General features: G+C 66.3%; 14 protein-coding genes, 1 tRNA gene and 1 other RNA gene. 10 read left to right on the forward strand and 6 right to left on the reverse strand.

Annotation, left to right across the window (positions count from 1 at the left end):
- The first annotated feature begins 172 nt into the window (after positions 1 to 172).
- A complete protein-coding gene (locus tag P0204_RS11175; RefSeq protein ID WP_276179182.1) occupies positions 173 to 1039 on the forward strand; it encodes a hypothetical protein in 867 nt (288 codons plus the stop codon).
- A 52-nt stretch (positions 1040 to 1091) separates the two neighbouring features.
- Here P0204_RS11175 and P0204_RS11180 read toward each other — a convergent pair whose 3' ends face one another.
- The 4 genes from P0204_RS11180 to P0204_RS11195 form a co-directional block, all read right to left on the reverse strand.
- The gene (locus P0204_RS11180; RefSeq protein ID WP_276179184.1) at positions 1092 to 1307 is read right to left on the reverse strand and encodes a DUF8123 family protein; all 216 of its coding nucleotides are present in this window, start codon (positions 1305 to 1307) and stop codon (positions 1092 to 1094) included.
- Between the two features lie 195 nt (positions 1308 to 1502).
- A tRNA-Lys gene (locus tag P0204_RS11185) sits at positions 1503 to 1576 on the reverse strand.
- 34 nt (positions 1577 to 1610) lie between these two features.
- On the reverse strand, positions 1611 to 2282 hold the full coding sequence (locus P0204_RS11190; protein WP_276179186.1) for a DUF7119 family protein: 672 nt from the start codon (positions 2280 to 2282) through the stop codon (positions 1611 to 1613).
- A 46-nt stretch (positions 2283 to 2328) separates the two neighbouring features.
- Positions 2329 to 2487: a hypothetical protein gene (locus tag P0204_RS11195; protein ID WP_276179188.1), complete on the reverse strand. Its 159-nt coding sequence runs from the start codon at positions 2485 to 2487 to the stop codon at positions 2329 to 2331.
- Positions 2488 to 2759: 272 nt separating this feature from the next.
- Between P0204_RS11195 and P0204_RS11200 the strand changes: the two genes are divergently transcribed.
- From P0204_RS11200 to P0204_RS11240, 9 genes are all read left to right on the forward strand, one after another.
- A complete protein-coding gene (locus P0204_RS11200; protein WP_276179190.1) occupies positions 2760 to 3101 on the forward strand; it encodes a DUF8134 family protein in 342 nt (113 codons plus the stop codon).
- Between the two features lie 93 nt (positions 3102 to 3194).
- Positions 3195 to 4958 (forward strand): nitrite/sulfite reductase, encoded by a 1764-nt coding sequence (locus P0204_RS11205; protein ID WP_276179192.1) that lies wholly within the window; start codon positions 3195 to 3197, stop codon positions 4956 to 4958.
- A gap of 319 nt (positions 4959 to 5277) precedes the next feature.
- An RNA gene (rnpB, locus tag P0204_RS11210) (RNase P RNA component) lies at positions 5278 to 5661 on the forward strand.
- Positions 5662 to 5705: 44 nt separating this feature from the next.
- Positions 5706 to 6704, forward strand: a complete 999-nt coding sequence (locus tag P0204_RS11215) for a matrixin family metalloprotease (protein WP_276179194.1) — start codon at positions 5706 to 5708, stop codon at positions 6702 to 6704.
- Positions 6705 to 6762: 58 nt separating this feature from the next.
- On the forward strand, positions 6763 to 7374 hold the full coding sequence (locus tag P0204_RS11220; protein ID WP_276179196.1) for a rubrerythrin family protein: 612 nt from the start codon (positions 6763 to 6765) through the stop codon (positions 7372 to 7374).
- 69 nt (positions 7375 to 7443) lie between these two features.
- Entirely contained in the window at positions 7444 to 9354 is a 1911-nt protein-coding gene (locus tag P0204_RS11225; protein WP_276179198.1) for a methyl-accepting chemotaxis protein, read from the forward strand.
- 95 nt (positions 9355 to 9449) lie between these two features.
- On the forward strand, positions 9450 to 11513 hold the full coding sequence (uvrB, locus tag P0204_RS11230) for an excinuclease ABC subunit UvrB (protein ID WP_276179200.1): 2064 nt from the start codon (positions 9450 to 9452) through the stop codon (positions 11511 to 11513).
- Between the two features lie 91 nt (positions 11514 to 11604).
- Positions 11605 to 13134: an ATP-binding protein gene (locus P0204_RS11235; protein WP_276179202.1), complete on the forward strand. Its 1530-nt coding sequence runs from the start codon at positions 11605 to 11607 to the stop codon at positions 13132 to 13134.
- A gap of 173 nt (positions 13135 to 13307) precedes the next feature.
- Complete coding sequence (locus tag P0204_RS11240; protein ID WP_276179204.1) at positions 13308 to 14156, forward strand: alpha/beta fold hydrolase; 849 nt, start codon at positions 13308 to 13310, stop codon at positions 14154 to 14156.
- Between the two features lie 114 nt (positions 14157 to 14270).
- Here P0204_RS11240 and P0204_RS11245 read toward each other — a convergent pair whose 3' ends face one another.
- Positions 14271 to 16670 (reverse strand): DUF2309 domain-containing protein, encoded by a 2400-nt coding sequence (locus P0204_RS11245; protein WP_276179206.1) that lies wholly within the window; start codon positions 16668 to 16670, stop codon positions 14271 to 14273.
- Positions 16660 to 18147: a proton-conducting transporter transmembrane domain-containing protein gene (locus P0204_RS11250; RefSeq protein ID WP_276179208.1), complete on the reverse strand. Its 1488-nt coding sequence runs from the start codon at positions 18145 to 18147 to the stop codon at positions 16660 to 16662. The genes P0204_RS11245 and P0204_RS11250 overlap by 11 nt, the downstream gene beginning before the upstream one ends.
- Positions 18148 to 18195 lie beyond the last annotated feature (48 nt).

The raw sequence follows: 18195 nt of genomic DNA on the forward strand, positions 1-18195 counted from the left end.
AATAACAATTGGTTCCGTTCGCGCGCGAAGGCGCGCTGTCTGGACGAGTCGGGCCGTCACCTCGATCACAGGTGAGATTGCCGTCGACGGGCTGGAGTGACACCGTTCCGAGAGCCACCGATGGGCAACAGAAAAGTAATCGTTAAACGGCACGCAATCCGACCGTCCGAACATGCAACGACGAGCCGCGGCGGCATACTTCGTGTTCTTCCTCGTCGTCAGTGTCGCGGCGTACGCGTACATTGGCGTCGCGGAGAGCCAGCGGCCGGAGGTGACTCTCGATGCAGAGGCTGAATTGACAAACGACAGTACGTTCACGGCCGGCGAGACGACCTACACCGTCTCGAATATCCAACAAGGGAGTGGCGGTGGTGGCGGTCACGGCGGCGGTGGCGGATCGATGGCCGCGGACCTCGCCTGGACGAACGAGTCCAGTCAGTACACTGCGACGTTAGAGAACGGGTCGACGACCACCTATCAGAACGACTCGTATCTGATCCTGACGGACGGCGAATCCGGGACGGTCACGCTACGCGAGCAACTCAACGTCACTCGGCTCCTCAACGAGGACGATGCTGTCGAGGACTCGCTGGCGACCCAAAACGGGACCGACTACGTCGTCTACCGGAACAATAGCACGCTCCGTCCGCTCGCGGAGTGGCTCCCTGAACCAGACACAGTCGAGTTCCAGACCGGCGAAAACTACCCCTACACGACCGATAGTGGGTCCCAACAGACGACCATCGCGACGGTCGACTCGGGGACGGCGACCCTAGAATGGATCGCTCCGCGGGACCGCTCCGCGGAACTCTCCGAGGGCGGGAACGTCACGCTCGACGACGGCCGGTACTTCGCTCACTTCCCGGACCACAGTACGGTCCAGTTGGTCCCGATAGATCAGTACGGTGCCTACGAGGAAGACCTCGCGCGACAGGACTACTTCCACGAGCGCAAGAACGGTCTCTGGGGAATCTCGATCCTCTCGGGGATCGGCGCTGTGTTGGTTCTCGGGATGGCGTATCTCCCGGTCCGGGGCTGAACCAGCAGTTTCGCTCGACTGGTACTGATTCGGGACCGCCCGGATCACGTCACTATCCGTCGACGACGAAGCTCACGTAGAGGATACCGGCACCGATACCGCCCATCAGGAGTGCGCCGACGATCTGGATGACCGCGACCAGCATCGTCTGTGCCGTCGCCCACGGGGCGCCGATCAGGGTTCCCAGTGCGGCGAGAACGAGAAAGGCGCCCACCGCGGCGCCCAGTGGCTCTAGCGGGCTGTCGAAGGTATCCTGTAGCGCGTTCATGTTCTGGTACTGGACAGTGTGGGTCCTAAATGGTCCGGTCTCGTCTCGCTGTCGCTCGTCGGGTCGTCACAGAAACGGGTCGGGAGGGAGTTGCACCGAGTAGAGATAGTCGTCCTCACACCGTTCGGACGCTGTGACTCCCCGGGTTCGACTCCTCGGTGGCGTTTTCACTGTTCACTGTCGTTCGCAGGAAAACGGGCCGGGAGGGAGTTGAACCCCCGACCATCTGGTTAAAAGCCAGACGCTCTGCCTAACTGAGCTACCGGCCCTCGCACGAACGTGAGGGGAGAGTCGGCTAAGGGCTTACGGTCCGTCGTCGAGAAACGCCTCGATCGCCTCGTTGACGAGTTCCCCGGGTTCGGTCGCATCGATAGCGGCCTGTCGGCGGAGTTTACAGTAGGCGTCGATGTCGATTTCCAGCGTTAGCTCCCCGAGCGTGTATCCTTCGGCAGCGAGCGCGTCGGCGACCGACGCGCCCTCGTTGACGGTGCTTGCGATCGTCCGGATCTGGCGGACGGTCAGATCGTGGTCGAGTGCGGCCCAGGCCAGGAGGAGACGGGCTCTTCCGGAGACCCGTGCGATGTGTTTGGCGGCAGTCGGCGCGATCTTCCCTTTCGCGACCTGGACGCGGACCGACCGTGGGAGGTCGTGGACCCGCGACCACTTCCGGATAAACGAGACGGTCGCGCCGTTGCCCGCGCGCTCGGCAGCCGCTTTGTACGATCCTTCACCACGGACCAGCGCCGCACAGGCGGCGGCGCCACGGAGGATGTAGACGTTGTCGGCGGCACCAGCGGTGTTCTGTGCGAACTGCCCGACGACGTCGGCCGCGAGTTCGAGACTCCCGGGGTCGTCCGGATCGAACTCGACGGCCTCGTGGGCGTGCTGACCGGTGAACTGTGGGTCGCCACGGATGACCGGCTTCCCGACGGGGGATTCCCGGTCGGTCGATGGTTGGTCGGGCCGCTCTGGCATCGTCTTCCAGTTCGGCCTGGGGCCACAAAAGTATCTCGTAGGCCGGTTAGTCGTCGCCGGCTGCCGCTTCCCGCTGTTCGCTCATGTGTTCCCAGATTTCGGTGCAGCCGCATCCGTCCTCGACGTCGTCGAGGTGGTCGGTCGTCGGTTCTTCGAGTTCGTTTTCGGCGTCTGCCTCGTCGGTCGTTTGATTTACCTTCGTCATCGTTGTGAGCGGGTGACGACCGGTTTGGCCATCTACCCGTGTCGCTATCCTTCTATAGGACACCCATACTCTTAAACCCGCTCTCCCCTGTAATCCCTTCCCTGGCTGCGGTGTATAGGCATAAATTTCTGGTTCCTCCGACAGTTCGGCTCCCCACGCGAGGCGTGTGGCCGATTCACACTCACCCGCAGACGGAAAGCGGATCAGCCCGGCCCCGGCGAAACTTGTGAGCGCCGATGCCCTCAGGTACGAGCGCGATCTAATGAGATGTAATGACGACTGACGTTCACCAGCTCGACGACGGGGCCTGGATTTCCGTGAACGACTCCCGGGAAGTGAACGTCTCGGACCTGTGGCTGCTGGCGCGAAGCGACTTCTGTGACTGTGAGACGACTGATTTCCTCGCAGAGGGGTTCGTGAAAGTCGGCGTCGACCACCCGAATATCGAGGCCCGAATCGCCGGCCAGTGTATCGCATGTGGCGAAAGCGGTGTCACGGACTGGCTCGTCGTCGGCCGCGTCATAGATCCCGAGACCGGCGATTTCTCAGGTGTTGTCCACGAGAGCGTACATATCCCGGAGAAACGGACCCGTCTTGCCCGTCCGCAAGAATAGGCAATAATTTCTTATTTCACCGAGTGGGGGAGACGGTTGACGAGAAGACGCTGTGTATAAGTCTGGAGCGCTAGTGAAGATACACGACCAGCCATGCCGAGCAAGGTAGAGAACTGGAAGGACGAAGTCTACGGTACCGAGATCCGCGAACATCTCCTAGAGTTCGCGGAAGAGGGATGGGAATCCATCCCGGAAGACGAACACGACGCCTGGTTCGAGCGCTTCAAATGGTGGGGACTGTACCACCAACGCTCCGGCCAGGAGTCGTATTTCATGATGCGCATCGGGACACCGAACGGCGTCATCGAACCCGGGCAACTGGAAGTCATCGGCGAGATCGCCCGCGACTACGCGACCGGCCCCGCCGACAACCCGGAGTTCGGGTCGGCGGTCTGTGACTGGACGACCCGCCAGTCGATCCAACTCCACTGGATCAAACTGGAGGACATCCCGGAGATCTTCGAGAAGCTCGAATCGGTCGGGCTCTCGACCCAGCAGGCCTGTGGTGACTCCTGGCGGAACATCGTCGGCTGTCCCGTCGCCGGCAAGGACAAACACGAGCACATCGACGCCTGGCCCGTCGCCGAGGACCTCCACGAGACGTTCAAGGGCAACGACGACTACGCCAACCTCCCGCGCAAGTGGAAGGTCTCCGTGACCGGCTGTGACGAGGGTTGTGGGCAGGGCGACATCAACGATCTCGCCTTCGAACCCGCCGAGAAGGACGGCGAACTCGGCTTCAACATCCGTGTCGGCGGCGGCCTCTCCCGGAAGGAGGCCCGCCTCGCGCGAGATATCGACGTCTGGGTGCCACCGGAGCAGGCCGCCGACCTCGCCCACGGCATGTCCGCGCTGTTCCGCGAGTACGGCGACCGCGAGGACCGTTTCAACGCCCGCATCAAGTTCCTCATGGACGAGTGGGGTCCCCAGAAGATGCGCCAGGTGCTCCAGGACGAGTTCGTCGACTTCGAACTGGAGACCGCCGGCGAGGACATGCGGGACCAGTACACCTACAATTCCGGCGGCAACGAGGGCCACGACGACCACGTCGGGATCCACGAGCAGGACGACGGCAACTACTACGTCGGCCTGAACGTCCTGGTCGGCCGGATGGGTGCCGAGGACACGCTGGAACTGGCCGAGATCGCCGAGGAGTACGGCTCCGGCGAGGTCCGGCTGACCCAGCGCCAGAACGTCATCATCATGGACGTCCCCGAGGAGAACCTCGACGACCTCAAAAGCGAGTCCTTGCTGGCGGACTACTCGCCGAACCCCTCGCCGTTCATGCGCGGTTCGATCGCCTGTACCGGCACCGAGTACTGCTCGCTGTCGATCGTCGAGACGAAGAACCGCCAGGTCCGCTACGCACGCTGGCTCAAGGACAACGTCGAACTGCCCGCGGACCACGAGGACTTCCACATCCACCTCTCGGGCTGTACGGCCTCCTGTGCCCAGCCCCAGATCGCCGACGTCTCCCTGCGCGGGATGAAGACCCGCAAGGACGGCGAACCGGTCGAAGCCCTGGATATCGGTCTGGGCGGCGGCCTCGGCGAGGACCCGCGCTTCGCCGACTGGGTGGAGATGCGCGTCCCCGCCGACGAGGTGCCCGGTGCGATCCGGAACCTCGTGAACAACTTCAAGGACCTGCGCGAGGGCGGCGAGACGTTCCGTGAGTTCGTCGCGGACCGCGACGAGGACACTCTCGCCGAACTGGTCAAACCAGAGGAGACCGACTACCACGACCCGTACATGCACAACACGAAGATGACGTGGTACCCCTACGCCGAGGACGACGACATGGACGCTTCGCCCGCGCCGACCAACGGCGATGGCGAGCCACTGCCGTCTGACGACTGAGAGCCCGCTGCTCGGCAGTCGGTTTTCGACGGCGTCTCGGTTTTCCCGTTCGTGACCCCGGTCAGCGACACGCTGAGTTCTCCGTCGCGACACGTTCGCTGGCGGTTCGGTTGGCCGGGAGTGGCCGCTGTGCCACGACCTGGGGAAGGGCAGGGCCACCACAAGCATCCGGCGAGCGAAGCGAGTCGGTTCACGCGAATCGCTGCGCGATTCGCGCCTTTTTCGCCCACGTTTTTGCGCAAGGGGTCGGCTTTGCCGACCCCTCGACGGAAAAAGGTGGTTGGTAAGCGTTATTGCCGGCTATCGGTTAGTACCGTCTGGCAGAGGGAGGCCGGCCCCCGTGCCGCGAGGCATGAGGAAAGTCCCCCCACCCGTCCAGCAGGTGACCGGGCACAAGTCCGGGGCGGGAGACCGTCGGCACTGGAACAGCAACGACACGTCGTCGCCGGACCGATGAGGTGTGCGAATCCCGAGCGACAGTGTGGGGCCTCGCCCACACACTGGAAGCGAGGGAGAGTTAACCCACCGAGGGCCAACGTTGGCCGCCCGACGGCGCCCAACGCCAGCGACGGACCGATGGAACGGCGAATCCTCACCGGTGCAAGGCCGCGTCGACAGGTAGCTGGACACTGCGCGAACGCGCTGGACGTGGCCGCTGAGCCGAATGCCGGCCCGAACAGAAGGGGGCTTACTCCCCTCAGCCGTCTTTCATAACCGACAAATACGAACAGCCGAAGTAGTGGACTCATGAACAGAGCGGTCGCGGGTGCCGTCCTGGCACTCGTGGTGGTGCTGGCGGGCTGCAGTGGTGTGGGCGATCTCCAGCAGTTGGGGGTGGTCGGTGACGGGGAGCACCCGCTGGCCGAGGAGACCGTCACGGTCGCCGTCGACGGGACGCCACGGGAGCGGGGCCTGACCACCAGCGCCATCCGATATTGGAACGAGAACGCCGGGCAGTACGTCGATTTCAACGTCACGTTCCGGGTGGTCGCCGGCGATGGTAGCCAGCGGGACCCGGACGTCGTCGTCACGTACACGGAGTCGGTGACCGACTGCGGGGACGACGACCTCTCGGCGGGGTGTTCCCCGCGGCCGAACGCGTCGACGGGACTCGAACGACCCGCGGATATCGAGGTGCAACGCGGCTTATCCGACGAATCGACGGTCCTGGTGGCGAAACACGAGTTCGGGCATCTGCTCGGGCTGCGCCACGACGACGAGCCCCAGTCGGTGATGTACCACGAACGTGATCTCTCGATGCGTGACCGGCCCAACGCCAGCGAGCGCGCAAACCCCTGGGAGGAGGCGAGGATCACCGTCGCAGTCCGGAACGGATCACTACCGGCCGAAGAGCGCGCTGCCTACCGGGAAGAGGTGGCCTACGCGGTCGCGTACTTCCGCTCGGGAGCCGACGGGACGGTTCCGCCGAACCTCTCTGTCCGCACCGTCGAGGACCCCGACGCGGCGGACGTCGTCGTCACGCCCGTCGAGAACTCCCAGTGTCGGAACTCCCCGGGATCGTGCTCGTTGGTCCGCGGCGAGGACCCTGACGACGATGGTGCCCTAGAGACGTACAGACGGGTCGAGATCGAGACCCAGGGGACCGACACCGACGCGATCAGTTGGCACGTCGCCAGACAGCTCGCACAGGCGCTCGGAATCACCCGTGACGAACTGTCAGCCCCGCTTACGACCCGTGATCCCGAACAGCGCCGGGGACAGTGGCACGGGGAGAGCCCCGGGTGAACACTCCCGATCACTGTCGGTCGATGGGTACAAACCCTCGCCGCGTCCAGCTACCTGTATGAACGCTGAGGACCTCATCGACGCAGTCCGTGACGACAAGCAGACGGAGCTTTCGCGACTTGGCTCCTCGAAGATGCTGTACGCCGACACTCGCGGCGAGATGGAACCCGAAACCGTCACCGCCGCCGCGGCCGCACGCGAGCAGGCAGCCCAGGAGACGTTCGACGCCTGGAGCGCCGACAGTGACGACGATGCCGCGGCGCTGTTCGCCGAAGCCGCTGGCGACGCCGCCGACCGGCTCGCGGACATCGACGTTGCGCCCGCCGACCGGTCGTTCGCCGTCGACGCCGTGCTGGCCGGACTCGACGGGACCGTCGAACGACTCGGTGGCTTGCTGGGCTGGACACTCGTCGACCAGAAGGTCAAAGAACAGCTCACCGGCTTCTTCACCGGGCAGGCCGACCCACAGACCGCCAGTACGTACCGGAGCGCCGGGAAGGATGTCGCGGCACTGCGGACCGAGGCAGGCGACCTGCTGGAGACGCGCTGTGCGGACGAGGACGACTGGGGAGCCGCCGAAACGGCGGCGGCCGATGTCGTCGAAGCGGCCTACGAGGAGTACTTCGAGACGCTCGAGGAGTTAGGTGTCAACCCGAAGCCGGTCTGTTGAGAACCGACCTGCTTCTCACGTGTGATAGCCGGCCACATCGTTTTTGTCTATTGAGGGCTGTCTATCGCTATGTCTGATGCCACGGGATCGGTCGGGGCGGGCCTTCTCCCGGTCGAACGGTGGGAGCGAACGTTGCGGGACTTCGTGAAGTACACGCCGAGCGGGGACACGATACCCGACAAGACGTGGCGGGGGCGACACCGGAACGTTCTCCGCCTGTTGGTCGCACACGTCCCCGTGCTGTTTCTGTTGGGGACCTTCGACGGGACCGAGTCGGTCGTTACCGGGGCCACACTCCCGGCGATCCCGCTGACGAACGTCTTCGTGGAACTCGGCGTGATCCTGACGCTGGCCGTACTCGCACGGTGGTCCAGGTTCGGACGCCGGATCCGGACGGGGCTGGCGACGATGGGACTGGTGACCTCATCGGCGATTCTCGTCCACTTCTCGGGCGGGTACATCGAGGCGCACTTCCATTTCTTCGTGGTGATGGCCGTCGTGGCGGTCTACGAGGATTGGCTCCCGTTCGTGCTGGGGATCGTCTACGTCACTATCCAGCACGGGTACTTCGGCATGATCGACCCGAGCCGGGTGTACAACCACGCCGCCGCGATCAACAACCCGTGGGCGTGGGCAGTCATCCACGCCGTCTTCGTCCTCGCGCTGGCTGGCGCGCTGATGACGAACTGGTACTCGACCGAACGCTCCCGAGAGGAGGCACGGAACCGCCTCGAAACCGCCCGTGAGAAGACCGCTGAGGTCGAGGACCTTGAAGCCAAGAACGCCGAGATCGAGCAGGCCCGGACCGAGGCCGAGCGGGCGACACAGGAAGCAGAGCAACGCCGGGAGGAGGTCGAACGGATCAACGAACACCTCGAGCGGAAAGCGGACGCCTACAGTGCCGCGATGGCGAAGGCTGCCGACGGCGACCTCACGGTCAGGCTCGACAGCGAGAGCGAGAACGAGGCGATGGCACAGATCGCCGAGTCGTTCAACGTGATGCTGAGCGAGACCGAAGCGACGATGAAAGAGATCCAGCGGTTCGCCGCCGAGGTCACGACCGCCAGTGCGGAGGCCGAGAGGCGGACCGGTTCGGTCACGGCGGCGAGCCAGGCGGTGCGCGGGTCGATCGAGGAGATCTCGGAGGGTGCGACCGAACAGCGCGAGATGCTCGCGGACGTCTCCAACGAGATGAGTGACCTCTCGGCGACCGTCGAGGAGGTCGCCGCCTCCGCCGCGTCGGTCACCGAGGCCTCACAGGAGACCGCCGAGATCGCCGAAGACGGTGAACGGACCGCCCAACAGGCCATCGAGAACGCTCGGGAGAGCCAGCGCGCGATCGATTCGACTGTCGACAACGTCGAACGGCTGGACGAGCGGATGGCCGAGATCGGCGAGATCGTCGAGTTGATCGGTGATATCGCCGAGCAGACGAACATGCTGGCGCTGAACGCCAACATCGAGGCGGCCCGTGCGGGCACCGGTGAGGGCGGCGACGGGTTCGCCGTCGTCGCCGACGAGGTCAAGCAGTTGGCCGAGGAGACCCGTCAGTCGGCCCAGGAGATCGAACAGCTCATCGAGGAGACGCAGGCCCAGACGGAGACGACCGTCGGCGAGGCCCGCGAGGCGAAAGCGTACATGCAGGACTCCGTCGAGGTCGTCGAGGAGGCCGTCGAGACGTTCACCCGTGTCGCCGAGAACGCGGAGTCGACCGACCGCGGAATCAGGGAGATCAGCGATGCGGCCGACGAACAGGCCAACAGCACCGAACAGGCCGTCTCGACGGTCGATACCGTCGCGGAGATCAGCCGGACGACCGCCGAGGAGGCGGACCGCGCGTCGACGGCCGTCGTCGAGCAGGCCGAGACCGTCTCGGAAGTCAGCGAGAACGTCGAGACACTCAGCGACCAGGCACAGGAACTCCAGTCGCTGCTGGCGAAGTTCGAGGTCGGCGAGGCCGCTGCCGAGACGTCCCCGTGACCGACGGCTCCGAAGCCCTGCCGTTCGACAGTTGGCGGTAGGGAGTCACTGGCGCGACCGCGCCGCTCAAGTCGCTGGACGCCTACTGTCCGACAATGAGCGACGCCGGAGGCCCGCTTTCGAGAGACCGGCCGGACGTAGACCGCGAGTTCCGGGTCGACGCCCCCTTCGACCCCGCCGGCGACCAGCCCGAGGCCATCGAGCAACTGGCCGAGGGGTTTCGCCAGGGGATGGACGAACAGACGCTCCTGGGGGTCACTGGGTCGGGCAAGACCAACACCGTCTCCTGGGTCGTCGAGGAGATCCAGCAGCCGACACTGGTCATCGCACACAACAAGACGCTGGCAGCACAGTTGTACGAGGAGTTTCGCAACCTCTTCCCGGACAACGCAGTCGAGTACTTCGTCTCCTACTACGACTACTACCAACCGGAGGCCTACGTCGAACAGACGGACACGTTCATCGACAAGGACGCCTCGATCAACGACGAGATCGACCGCCTGCGCCACTCCGCGACGCGATCGTTGCTGACCAGGGACGACGTGATCGTCGTCGCCTCGGTCTCGGCGATCTACGGGCTGGGTGATCCGCGCAACTACGTCGACATGTCCCTCTCGCTGGAGGTCGGTCAGGGGATCGACCGCGACGAGGTGTTGGCGCGGCTGGTGGATCTGAACTACGAGCGCAACGACGTCGACTTCACGCAAGGGACCTTCCGCGTTCGGGGAGACACCCTCGAAATCTATCCGATGTACGGCCGCTACGCCATCCGCGTGGAGTTCTGGGGTAACGAGATCGACCGGATGCTGAAAGTCGATCCCCTGGAGGGCGAGGTCAAAAGCGAGGAACCCGCGGCCCTGATCCACCCGGCCGAACACTACTCGATCCCCGAGAAACGGCTCGAACGGGCCATCGAGGAGATCGAGGAGCTGCTGGAGGAACGCATCAGCTACTTCGAGCGCCAGGGCGACCACGTCGCCGCACAGCGCATCGAGGAGCGGACCACCTTCGACATCGAGATGATGGAGGAGACGGGCTACTGTTCGGGCATCGAGAACTACTCGGTCCACCTCTCGGACCGCGAGAGCGGGGAAGCGCCCTACACGCTGCTGGATTACTTCCCCGAGGAGTTCCTGACGGTCGTCGACGAATCCCACCAGACGTTGCCACAGATCCGCGGCCAGTTCGAGGGCGACAAGAGCCGCAAGGAGAGCCTCGTCGAGAACGGCTTCCGGCTCCCGACCGCCTTCGACAACCGACCGCTGACCTTCGAGGAGTTCGAAGAGAAGACCGACCGGACGCTGTACGTCTCCGCGACGCCGGGCGACTACGAGCGCGAGCACAGCCAGCAGATCGTCGAGCAGATCGTCCGGCCGACCCATCTCGTCGATCCTTCGGTCGATATCTCCGACGCCACTGGACAGGTCGAGGACCTCATGGATCGCATCGACGAACGGGTCGCCCGTGACGAGCGGGTGCTGGTGACGACGCTGACGAAGCGAATGGCCGAGGACCTCACCGAGTATCTGGAGGAAGCGGGTGTCGACGTGGCCTACATGCACGACGAGACGGACACGCTCGAACGCCACGAACTCATCCGCTCGCTGCGACTCGGCGAGATCGACGTGCTCGTGGGTATCAACCTCCTCCGGGAGGGACTGGACATCCCCGAAGTGAGTCTCGTCGCGATCCTCGACGCCGACCAGGAGGGCTTCTTGCGTTCGGAGACGACGCTGGTCCAGACGATGGGGCGGGCCGCCCGCAACGTCAACGGCGAGGTGGTGTTGTACGCCGACGACACTAGCGCGGCGATGGAATCGGCCATCGAGGAGACCCAGCGCCGTCGCGAGATCCAACAGCAGTACAACGAGGACCACGGCTTCGAACCGACGACCATCGAGAAGGAGATCGGCGAGACGAACCTTCCGGGCAGCGAGACCGACACCAGCGACGTTGCGGGGGACGGCCCCGACGACGCCGACGCGGCCGCCCGGCAGGTCGACCGCCTCGAGGCGCGCATGGAGGAAGCCGCCAACAACCTGGAGTTCGAACTGGCCGCCGACATCCGGGACCGGATTCGCGAACTCCGCGAGGAGTTCGACCTGGCGGGTGGTGGAGAAGACGACGGCGGCGTCCCGGCACCCGGACCCGAGTTCTGAGCGGCCGTGTGTGGTGTCCGAACCCGGGCAACTGTTTTCAGCGTCCGTCACAACTACTGTTCACGCCGCGGGTGCGGACCCGTGACATTTCATGTATCCAGACGTGACACGCCGACTCTCGCCGACCGGGCTCGTCGTCGCAGTGCTCGGATTCTTGCTGACCAGGTTCACCGTCACGTTAGCCGCCGCGGACGCCCCGATGCAGTTCGTGCTGGCCGGTATCGCACCGCTGCTCCTGGGACTCGGGCTGTCGGCGTTTGGTATCGCCCTGACAGTCGGTGAGTTCGAACCCCGGTTCGTCCGTACGGTCACGCTGTGGTGTCTCGCGGGGACGGCCTCGATGTTCGTCCTCGTCGCTTTGACCCTCGTGGGCAACGACGGGATGGCTGAGATGGCATCCGTCCAGTCACGGACGTACCTCTCGAACTTCCTCATCGGCGGGGGCGTCGGCGGCGCGCTCACCGGCGTCTACGCCGGGCGAGCCAACAGACAGCAGCGGGACCTCCAGCAACAGGCCGCCCGCCTCGACATGGTCAACCGTATCCTCCGTGATCGGGTGCTGAACGCGCTGACGGTCATCAGGGGCCGCTCGGAGGTCGCGAAGAACCGCGAGGACGTGCCCCCCGAGCAGACCTTCGGCGTCATCAGCGAGCGCTCGGACGCCGTCCGGACCACCGTCGAGAACGTGAAACATATCACCTGGCACGGCCGGGCCGAGTCGCCGCTGGAACCGGTCGCAGTGGCACCCGCCGTCGAACGCGCCCTCGAACGTGTGCGCTCGGACTACCCCGACGCCGCCTACGACCGGTCGCTCGACGTCGCGTCGGACGTGACGGTGGCCGCGAACACGCTCTTGACGGACCTCGTCGCCCACCTGATCGAGAACGGCGTCGTCTACAGCGACGCAGCGACCCCGCGCGTCTCGGTATCGCTGTCGGCCACAGCGGAGACGGTCACCCTCACGGTCGCCGACAACGGCCCGGGACTCCCCGAGCGTCAGCGGGACCTCCTCGACCGTGGCGTGATCGGGCAGTACGACGACCGTTCGACCGGCTTCGGTCTCGACCTCGTCCGGCTACTCGCCGATAGCTACGGCGGGACGACCGATGCGACCGTCTCCGAGGACGAGACGACGATCGAACTCCGACTCCCGCGGGTGAGCGAGGCCGACGACCACCCCGATCTCGTCGAGGAGACCGTCTACGGGATCCCGCCCCGACGGCTCGCCATCGCCGTCGGCGCATCGCTGTTGGCAGGTGTCGTGATGGGAGTCCCCCTCCAGTTGCTGGCGGGATCGGTCCCGGTGATCGGTGCGCTGTACGGCGTCACCGACATCTGGGTCGGCTGGATCACCCACGAGTTCCACAGCATCGTCTTCGGACTCGTCTACGGCGCACTGGTCACCGCCCTCCCCGTCGAAGACGACCCGCTCCGGTACGTCGGTGTCGCCGTCGCCTGGGCACTGGTCCTGTGGTTGTTCGCCGCTGGCCTGGTGATGCCGCTGTGGCTCGGATTGCTAGGGTTCACGGCGTCACTGCCGTCCCTTTCGATGATGTCCCTGTTCGGGCATCTCGTCTGGGGGGTCTCGCTGGGAGGCGCATACTGGCTCGGGACTCGCTGACCCGACGGTTCGGCGCGCTGGGAGCACTTCCGGGCGGTGAGTCGGGTCTGTGTCGCTGTGGGATTCGGTATCATTCCCAATTCTATATCGCGATATGAGATTTATCCAGTCTCACGGCCGAACCGCTCACGCTCGCCCAAACGCTTCTGTAGCTGGCCTCCGAGCGCCCGAATATGACCGCAGACGCGGTTGTCAGCGTCGATTCGAACCGGATCCACTATCTCGAAGCCGGCGCCGAGACCGACCCGACGGTCGTCCTGCTCCACGGCGGGATCATCGACGCCGCGGGGGTCACCTGGTCACCGGTCATCGAGCGTCTCGCGACCGACTACCACGTCCTCGCCCCTGATCTGTTGGGGTACGGCGCGAGCGACGTGGCGCCCGGGTCGTGCTCGATCGAACGACACGCGACAGTCGTCGGTGACTTTCTCGCCGAACTCGGCCTGGATGGCGTCACGCTGGTCGGGCACTCGATGGGCGGGGGTATCGCGATCCAACTCGCGCTGGACCGGCCGGCCCTCGTCGGGACACTCGTCCCGATCGACGCCTACGGCCTCGGGAGCACGCTCCCGAACGGCGGGCTCTCCTATCTCCTCGCCCGGGTCCAGACGTTCAACCGGCTCTCGATCGCGCTGTTCCGGCGGAGTCGGCGGTTCACCAGGGCCAGCCTGGGCGGAATCGTCCACGATCTCGACTCACTCCCGGCGGACGCGGTCGATGCGGTCTACGAGGAGGTCCAGCGGCCGACCGCCGGGGTCGCGTTCCGGCGCTTCCGCGAGGCCGAAGTCTCCCGTGAGGGCTACCGGACGGTCTTCGTCGATCGGTTCGGGGAGGTCTCGGTTCCGACGCGGTTCGCCCACGGTGCCCACGACGAGTTGTTCCCCGTGGAGTGGGCACAGCGGGCGGCCGACCGGGTTCCGGACGGCTCGCTCCGGGTGTTCGACGACTGTGCCCACTGGGCACCCCGGGAGAACCCCGACGCGGTCGCCGACCACATCAGATCGGCGGTAGCAGGCGTGTAGGCGGCCGAAACGGCTAATTCGGTGGCATCGGAGAGTTCCCGTTGAACGCCAGTGATAAACCGATAACTGCTATATCGAACCACGGTGAGCGTGGTGTGGCCGGCTCCGAGCCGATCAGTCGTCGGCGACCGCTGGCGTCTCCGGCGTCGCGGTCACCGGCGGCTGCTCGTCGACTGGCGCCCACTCCAGGTCGCCGTCGTAGTGGAACGCGCGGTGGTCCTGCTCGGGGTCGACGACGGTCAGCGAGAGCCAGCCGTTGTCGAGCAACTGCGCGAGTTGGTCGGCCTCGGTCAGGATGTCGGTCACCCGGTCGACTGGCGCGTGGATCACCGTCGAGAGCCGCAGCGGCTGGTGGTACGGCTCGTCGTCGGCCGCGTGGACCGACTGCAACGGGAGGCCGGTCAGCAGGTCGCCGCCGTTGCCCTGGTAGACGCCGACGTTCCCGACCGGGTTCTGCGTGACCTTCGAGCCGCTCCCGTAGACGGCGGGGTCGACCGTCGAGAAGTAGTACTGGGTGTTGATCCACTGGGTGACGACCATCGGCCCGGTCATGATCGCTTCGAGGGCGTCGCCCTCGGCGTCGGTCGCCCAGTCGTAGGAGTGGAGGAACGAGCGGCCGTCCAGGTCCAGGCCCTCGGTGAGCTCCCGCGGGCCGATCACGAAGCCGGCGTTGCCGGCCAGTCCCCACTCGGGGCGGGTCTCGGCCCAGTCGGCCGCGCGGCGCTCGGTCTCGCGGACGCTGTCGCCGTCGGCGCCGGTCCGTTCGGCGGTCGCACGCGACTGTGCGGTGTCGAGGTCCGCTTCGAGTTGGTCGAGGTCGGCCGCGTGACTCTCGGGGACGTGCTCGTCGTACAGGGTCACGTCGTCGGTCGTCGTGTTGTGCTCGGCGGCGACGAAGACGGTGTCCTCGGGGACGTCGAACCCGCGCTCGCGGAGGTCGGCTTTGACCGCCGCGTCGTTACAGATCGCCGCGAGCACGCGGGCGCTCGGACCGCCGGGGTTACCGGCACAGGCGCCACAGTCGAGGCTCGCGTCGTAGGGGTTGTTCGCCGTCTCGCTGGCGTGGCCGGCGAAGACGACCACCCGGGCGAACTGCTCCCAGCCCATCAGGTCGAAGGCCGTCTCGGCGTACTCGACCTGCTCCTCGTGGGTGAGCCCCTCCCGGAGTTCGCCGACGGCGTCCGGGTTGTAGTCGACCGTCGGCTCACAGAACTCCCGCTCGGCGGGTGCGTCGTCAGCGGCCGTGAGCGCGTCCGAGACGCGACCGGGCAGGAGGGTCCGCGCCGCCAGCGCGGCCCCGTAGCCCGCGCCGACGCTCTCGACGAAACTGAACGCGGTCGCCGCGTTCGATTTCAGCGCCTTGAGCACCTTCTTCCCGGTACCGACGGAGTGGTGGTGGCGATCGTGTGCACGCCGTTTGGCGTCCTCGTCGGTGCTCGGACGGTCGGCGATCCGGTGCTGGGCGTCGACGATGGGCGGACACGCGTCGACGGCCACGTCGTCGTCGTACCCCTCGTAGCGCATCGGGACGCCGAAGAAGCCGGCGTAGCCGTGGGTCTCGTACTCCCCCGTCGCCTCGATGTGGCGGCGGATGACCTCCGAACGGGTGTCGATACAGAAGACGAACTGGGCGTCGGGCCGGCCGTCGTCGGTCTCGCGCATGGCACTCTCCGCGGCGACAGCGTCGACCAGTTCCGCCCGGTACGTCGCTTCCCAGGCGCTCAACCACGCCTCCGCGATCGCGACGGCGTCGTCGCCGTCGTCGCCGTCGTCGCTCTCGGCCGGTGGCGTCAGCGGTGCCCCGAACGCGTCGGTAACCGCCAGGCGGGCGGCGAGATACCCCGCGAGCGTGATCGGGTACGTCGACTGCCACTCGCCGCCGTCGGCGGCCCGCTGTTTGATGTAGCCGGTCCAGCCCGGCAGCGCGGTCAGGTGGGACTCGAACAGCTCCTCCCACTCGCCGGGCGGGACCTCGCCGAGCAGGCGGTGGAGCGCGTCGATGGGGTCTTCGGGGAGTTCCGCCACGGCACTGGGGTCGGGGAGCTGGTCGTCGTACTGTGCGGCCGCGCGGAAGGCGGCGTAGAACCCCTCCTCGCGGTTGGGCATCGACCACGTCGCCTGCCCCTCGTCGACGAACGCCGCGAGCCACTTCGTCACCACGGCGTCGACGCGGTCAGTCGGGGTCTCAGCGTCGGTCGCCGGGGTCTCGGACTCGGCGGCGCTCATGCGCTCCAGGGTGGCTTCGGGATCGGCTTGACAGCCGTGTTCGGCCAGGGTGTCGGTCAGGACCGCCGTGTCGATCTGCCCGTTCTCCCAGGCCGCCTCGAACATCTCGGGGCTGGGATAGCCGTCGCCGCCGAAGCGGTCTGCTCCTTTCCGGACGGCGTCCGGGAACGGGTCGTCCTCGAAGCCCGCGAGCGGGTTCGCGGTCACGAAGGAGTGCAGCGGCCACACGCGGCCGATCGGCTTTGCTGCGCGCTCGATACTCTCGCGGATCGCTGGGTCAGTACTCATTGTAGTCCTCCGTTGCAGTCAGCAGGGTTCCGGACGGGGGCTGTGCGGCGTTCAGCAGCGCCACGTAGAGGCGCTCGCTGCGCTCGTAGACGCCCGTCTCGACGGCGAGGTACGCGGCGGCGAAGGCAGCAGCGACGACACCGTGGACGGGCGTCAACTCGGTTGGGGGCGACCCCAGCGGGAGTGGTGCTAGAAGCGCCGTGACGGCAGTGTACACCGCGGCGTAGCCCGCGATAGCGGCCAGGAAGATCAGCGGGGCGACCACGTAGCGGACGGTCGCCGGGAGCCCGCGCTGTCCGACGGCCGTCCGCGTCGCGTGCAGGGTCGTCAGCGCGACCAGGCCGGCCAGCAACAGCCCGCTATCGAGGCTCGTTCCCTTCCCGGTCAGCAGCGCGAACACCGCGCCGCCGGCCAGGGCGGTCACGACGGTCACCGCGACGCCGAGGACGCCGGAGTCGGTCGGGTGGCTCGCTGTCGTCGGCGCGGTCTGTTCGACCTGGTCGCCCGCCGAGAGGAACTGGTAGGCCTTGTAGAAGCCGTGCAGGAGCAGGTGGGTGATCGCGGCCCCGAAGAAGCCGAGGCCGGCCTGGAGGATCATGAAACCCATCTGCCCGACCGTCGAGCAGCCGAGTTGCCGCTTGACGTCGGTCTGGACGGTCTTCAGGAGCTTTCCGAGCAGTGCGCTGGCCGCCCCCACGACCACGATAGCGAGCATGACCGTGGAGTCGAGGGCGACGACGGGGGCGAACCGGACCAGCAGGACGCCGCCGGCGTTGACGAACCCGGCGTGCATCAGCGCCGACGCGGGCGTCGGCGCGGTCATCGACGAGAGGAGCCAGGAGTGGAACGGCACCAGCGCCGACTGGATCATCGCCGCACCCACGAGCCCCAGCACCGCGACGAGCCAGGGGCCGGTCGGGATCGTGTCGACGGCCGCGACGATACCCGAGACGGTAGTCGCGCCCGTCGTCCAGGCCAATACTGCCAGTGCGATCGCTAGGAGGCCGCTACTGGCCAGGAAGTACCGGCGGGCCAGCGTCGCGGCGGCCTCTGCCTGGGGCCACCCGTTCGCGTAGCCGATGAGCGCCGCCATCGTCAGTCCCATCGCCAGCCAGGCTGCCCCGAACAGGGCGACGTGGTCGGCGGCTACCAGGACCAGCACTGCGATCGTGAACCCGAACACGCGCGTGAAAAACCGGTCGAGGTCCCGACTACCGGCCATGTAGCGGCGGGAGTAGCTGTGGACGATACCGCTGAAGAAGGTCACGACGACCCACAGCAGCACCGTCAGTCCGTCGACGGCGACGACGCCGCCGAACTCCCAGGAGGCGCCGGTAAAGAGCCGGGCGGCCAACACGCACAGACTCGCTACCCACAGGACCCACACCGCTCGTGTGAGTGCCCGGGATATGGTCTGGGTCGATTCCGTCGGTTCCGGGAGCGGTGCGATCGTCGTCGAGCGGTCGTGTTCTGTCATCGTTGGGGGTCGTCGACGGACCGTGTGGAGCAGTGTCGCACCACAGAC

The sequence above is a fragment of the Haloarcula halophila genome (genome assembly GCF_029278565.1).
Classification (GTDB): Archaea; Halobacteriota; Halobacteria; order Halobacteriales; family Haloarculaceae; genus Haloarcula; species Haloarcula halophila.